This window comes from Vibrio sp. R-1 (genome assembly GCF_035615595.1).
Classification (GTDB): domain Bacteria; phylum Pseudomonadota; class Gammaproteobacteria; order Enterobacterales; family Vibrionaceae; genus Vibrio; species Vibrio cholerae.
Genome location: NZ_WPDC01000146.1, coordinates 1 through 4,405, shown reverse-complemented (window position 1 = coordinate 4,405; position 4,405 = coordinate 1). Strand labels below are relative to the sequence as shown.

5 protein-coding genes are annotated in these 4,405 nt (G+C 50.4%); 1 reads left to right on the top strand and 4 read right to left on the bottom strand.

The features are described 5' to 3' along the window. The coding region (locus tag GOU96_RS16955; RefSeq protein WP_324702033.1) for a cytochrome d ubiquinol oxidase subunit II at positions 1–486 on the top strand (486 nt) is incomplete at its 5' end. 72 nt (positions 487–558) lie between these two features. Here the strand turns inward: GOU96_RS16955 and GOU96_RS16950 are convergent. From GOU96_RS16950 to GOU96_RS16935, 4 genes are all read right to left on the bottom strand, one after another. Continuing rightward, the gene (locus tag GOU96_RS16950) at positions 559–1,260 is read right to left on the bottom strand and encodes an ABC transporter ATP-binding protein (protein ID WP_000839105.1); all 702 of its coding nucleotides are present in this window, start codon (positions 1,258–1,260) and stop codon (positions 559–561) included. After that, complete coding sequence (locus GOU96_RS16945) at positions 1,260–2,537, bottom strand: ABC transporter permease (protein WP_069648066.1); 1,278 nt, start codon at positions 2,535–2,537, stop codon at positions 1,260–1,262. Before GOU96_RS16945 ends, GOU96_RS16950 begins: the two co-directional genes overlap by 1 nt. A 3-nt stretch (positions 2,538–2,540) precedes the next feature. Continuing rightward, positions 2,541–3,755, bottom strand: coding sequence for an ABC transporter permease (locus GOU96_RS16940; RefSeq protein ID WP_001238021.1), 1,215 nt, complete (start codon positions 3,753–3,755; stop codon positions 2,541–2,543). Next, positions 3,755–4,405: TolC family protein (locus tag GOU96_RS16935; protein WP_324702032.1), on the bottom strand; the 651-nt coding region annotated here is incomplete at its 5' end. The genes GOU96_RS16940 and GOU96_RS16935, both read right to left, overlap by 1 nt.

Here is a 4,405-nt window from a genome sequence, read left to right as displayed (position 1 = left end):
GTGCTCAAAACCGAAGGGGAGCTGCAAGTGCGTGCCGCGCGTTGGTCGCGTAAAGCGGGGTGGCTGGCAGCGTTAGGGGTGCTGTCGGTGAGTTTGGTCAACCCATGGGTGAATTCTGCAGTCGCAGAACGTTGGTTTAGTTTTCCTGAGGTGATCCTACTTGCGCCGATCCCTATTATCGTTTTTGCCACGATTTTAGTGGTGGATCGCTATCTCAAACGCGTACCGACGGTGAATGATGCGGGTGTGCAATGGCCTTTCTTTGGTGTGGTGCTGATTTTTGGATTGAGTTTCCTCGGGCTCGCGTACAGCTTCTTTCCTGAGATCGTCCCCGGAATCATGACTGCGCAGCAGGCTGCGTCATCACCTGAAACCTTGATGGTGGTGGGGATTGGTGTGGTGATCGTCATGCCAACCATTCTGCTGTACACCTTTTTTGTGTATCGGATTTTCAAAGGCAAAGCGACCGATCTAAGCTATCTGTGACCTTTATTACACTTGAATCCAAACAAACGGCGCATCACGCGCCGTTTGTTTTATCCGCACCATAGGTGGTAGTTAAGCCGTGGGCTCATCACTGACGACTTGCCCATCTCGAATGGTCACAATTCGCTTAGTGCGTTTGGCCAGCTCGTTATCATGAGTGACGACGATAATGGTGCGACCTTCGCGGTGCAGTTCATTGAACAGCGCTTCAATTTCGGCACCGGATTTTGAATCCAATGCGCCAGTTGGCTCATCTGCCAGCAAAATTTGCGGCTGATTGATCAGCGCGCGCGCAATCGCAACGCGCTGTTTTTGTCCGCCTGACAACTGATTGGGTTTGTGATCTAAGCGATCCGCAAGGCCAACTCGAGTCAAGAGTTCTGTGGCGCGTCGACGGCGATCTTTGGCTTTTACTCCCGCATACACCAAAGGAAGGGCGACATTATCCAGAGCACTGGCGTATTCCAATAGGTTGAAGCTTTGGAACACAAAACCAATCTTTTGATTGCGGATCGCAGCCAGTTGTTGAGTGCTTAGGCTATCGACCGGATGTCCGTCCAATTGATAGCGGCCCGCGGTAGGTTTATCCAAACAGCCCAGTACGTTCATCAGGGTTGATTTACCCGATCCCGAAGGTCCGAGAATTGCCAAGAATTCACCGTGACGAATGGTTAAGTCGACGCCATCAAGCGCTTTAACCACGTTTTGCCCACTGGTGTAATGTTTACAAATTTGCTGTAGCTCCACCAAAGGAGCAGGAGATAAAGACTTCATTATTCACTCTGTAATGCTTGTAACGGTGTCACTTTTGCTGCGTGATTGGCGGGTAACCAAGCAGCAAGAATGCCCATGACGGTTAGGGTGACAATCACTATCACAATGACGCTAAGCGACAGCTCAGGAACCGGTTGGCCTAAGTGGTCATAAATCGGATTGCCCTGTAAAGGAATGGCGGCGAGTAGGCGAACCATCGCAAATGTCACACCTAAGCCGGCAATTCCTCCCAATCCCATGGTGATCAAAGATTGAGCCAAATAGTGGCAGCGAATGGTATTGGGAGTTGCACCTACGGCCATGCGTACGCCAATGTCGCGTGTAGCCCGCTTCACGGTAGCAAACATCACATTGGTAATGCCTAAACTTGCCACGGCTAAAGTGATAAACCCGATAATGCCAAGGAAGCTTTGTAGTCTCAGCAGAAACTGCTGCATACTTTTCTGGCTCAAAAAGTGGTCTTGCACCATGACAATTTGCTGATCTTGCAAGCTCGCGGCGTATTTGCGTTTTAACACTTGCTGTACCGTGGCTGCCAACGCTTGACGGTCACTGCCCACCCTCGGTTCAAGGTTAATTCCGCTGATCGCTTGGTTGGGGTGAAAACGCTGCCAAGTACTGAATGGCGTAAAACCACTGTAATCAATAGGTGAACCCTGCTCAATGTTGCCGCTGTTTTTGGCCAGCACTCCGATCACCGTAAATTCGTGTGCGCCTATTTTGGCAATCTGACCGACAGGATCTTGCTCTAATTCGCCGCCGCTAAACCAGTCGCCCTCTTGCTGATTAAACAGTTGTACCGCGAGTTGATAACCGAGCACGACCACTTTACGTTGCTGTGTTTCATCAACGGGATTAAACCAGCGCCCGCCGGGTAACAAGCGCAGTTTATTCATCGCCTGATACTCACTTTTGACCGCGTAAGGCATCATCCATGAACGCTTATCTGCAAACGTGATCAGCTCTTGCCACTCGGCCGAAGGAAGTGCGTGTTTGACCATAGGCAGAGCGGCCAAGACTTGGCTATCTTGCTCGGTGAGAGAAAGTGCTTGCCCCTCATGAAAACGGCCATGGGTTTGCGTGGCATAACCGCCGCTGACATGAATTAGGTTACCATTGCCATTTTGGATGGTGCGTACAATTCCACTACGGATCCCTTCACCGACCGCAAGTAGCCCTGTGATACATAAGGTTGACCACGCAACGGCCAAAATAGTGAGGCTCAATCTGAGCTTTTCGGCCGCCATTTCCTGCATAATTTGTCTTATTGGCAACATGCATTAACTCCGACTACTGAGCGCAATGACGGGCTCTAATTGCGCCGCTCTGCGAGCTGGGAAGTAGGCCGCCGCTAAGGCTAAAATGCTGGTCACCAACATAGAAAGCCAGACGGTGGTCGAAGTGATCACCGGCTCGCCAAGCCACGTGGGTAGGCCAAGGTGATTAAGCAGCAACACGCCAAAGTAGGCCAGCAGTAAGCCTGCTAACGCCCCGATGACCACCAGCAGCAATCCTTCTAATAAAAACTGCTGTTGAATTCGTTGCGGTGTAGCACCAATGGCTAAACGCACTCCGATTTCTCGCGTACGCTCGGTCACGGCTAAAAACATCATATTGGCAACGCCTAAGATGCCGACAGCCATAGTCATCATGCCACTGGCGGCGAGAAAGGCTTGAATTCCTCGTAAAATGGCAGTGATCACCGCAACACCACTGCCGAAATCGGGGAGAAAGACCGCCTCTTGATCCTCAGGTGAGAAATGTAACCGCTGAGCAAAAGTGTGACGTAACTGCTCGCGTAACGCCCAGCTTGAAACACCTTGAGCGGGCAGTACCAACATCATGTTCGGTTGGGTATCCCAAATGTCTTTAAATGTGGAGCTTGGAATAAACACTTTTTGGTTATCACCAAATGAAAAGCGGCTGCTTTCATCATCCATAATGCCAATCACTCGAAAAGCGATGCCACGAATTTTGAATTCATCTCCAATCTTAAGCTGGCTGGTGGCTGCAACGTGATCGCCAAGAATGGCCACACGGCGGTGGTTGTGTTGATCATGAAGGCTGAAATCTCGTGAACCTAAGGTGAGTTTTAATCCAGCAAGAGAGAAATACCCTCTATCCACACCACTGACCATACTACCAATCGCTGTCCCTCGCTGTTGGGTGATGGAGACTTCTCGATTCTCATAGACGATGGAGTAACGCTGGATCTCCGGACGTTGTGCGACTTCACGCATTAACGATTCGGTCAGTTGAATCGGGCGTCTTGCAGGCATGCCTTGCCACACTTCGCTGGTCTGGCCGGAGGCGACCATTTGTGTTTCTTGCAACAGAAAGCGAAAGGATTCGGTTTGAGCACGATAAAACCCTTCGCCGAGCGCCATCAAGATCACCACAGAAATCACCCCCCAGCTAATCGCGGTGATCGCCAATACGCTTTTCAGGCGATGAGCGAGCAAAGTTTGCCAAGATTGCTGTAACAAGAGGCGCATTAACGAAAGGCTCCTGAAAGCTGAGCGATGGCATTATCGTTCAACTGACCTGTTAATTTGAGTAGCTCAATGCGCTGACGCCAATAGCTATACCAACGACTGGCCAGATTATGTTTGGCTCGAAATAGGCTGTTGTGCGCATCGATTAAATCGGAGGCTTCGGATAAGCCAGCATCAAACAGTTGCTGTTTACTGCGCAGCACTTTATCGCGATGGGTCACTTGCTGATCCGCCATGGTAATTTGCTGCCATTCAATCTCAACCTGCTGGATTTGTTGACGCAGATTTTGATCTAATCCGATCTCAACTTTGCGTTGCTGTTGCTGAGCCATCAACCAGTTGATATGAGCTTTTTCGTTATCGCTGCGGGTTGCTCCATTTAAATCAATCGGGATGGAGAGCGTGAGTCCGGCATTGAATTCACCGTTTCGTTGATCGCCGTCTTGATAGCCTGCAGAGGCGCGCAAACTTGGATAATACCCACTTTGACTCTGCTGCTTAGCAATTTGGCTGATCGCCACTTTTTGGATAGCAATCAAGAGCTCAGGGCTGTGATCTTTGGCGGCGGTAAGCCAGTCATCCAGCTCAGCACTGAATGGCCAACTCGGTGTTGGCGTGTGGGTATCCACTTCATCCACTTGCGGGGCTGA